The sequence below is a fragment of the Bacillus cereus group sp. BfR-BA-01430 genome, from assembly GCF_022663115.1.
Lineage (GTDB): Bacteria > Bacillota > Bacilli > Bacillales > Bacillaceae_G > Bacillus_A > Bacillus_A cereus_BD.
The window spans coordinates 1-446 of the sequence record NZ_JAKUEW010000070.1; the positions used below are offsets into that span (position 1 = coordinate 1).

A 446-nucleotide genomic window follows, 5' to 3' on the forward strand; every position below is an offset into this window, starting at 1 on the left:
TTCTATGATTTTTTGTTTTCCAACTTTGTTTATTACTCTTTTTATTTCTTCAGCAACTTCCGTTCTTAAGAATGCAACTGTACCTGCTGCTGTGCTTGTTTTTTCGTAAGCATCACCAACAACTGGTATCGGCAACAATACCCTGTGACCGGTTGTAACTTCTGATATATTAAGTACAGTTCCGAAAACAGTGTCGAACATAGGACATGCACATAATGTGAATTCATCTATTTGTATAGCGTGTCCTATCATTGGTTGCCAATTTCCTTGATTTGTTGCTAAATGAAACTTTTGAGCTTGTTCGTTCACTTTGATTTCCATTCCGTTCCCCTCCAAAATAAGAATTTTGTTTAGTTTTCTTTTAATTCTCTGCCACACATAGGACAGAAATTTATTCTTTCCCCGAATAAAGAGAATTTTTCATTTCGGTCTCCGACTTCACTATC

Annotated in this window: 1 protein-coding gene; it reads right to left on the minus strand. The window is 35.9% G+C overall.

Features of this window, described 5'->3' with window-relative positions; genetic code table 11:
* The coding region (locus MR058_RS22975) for a hypothetical protein (RefSeq protein ID WP_242145943.1) at positions 1–321 on the minus strand (321 nt) is incomplete at its 3' end.
* Positions 322–446: the final 125 nt, after the last annotated feature.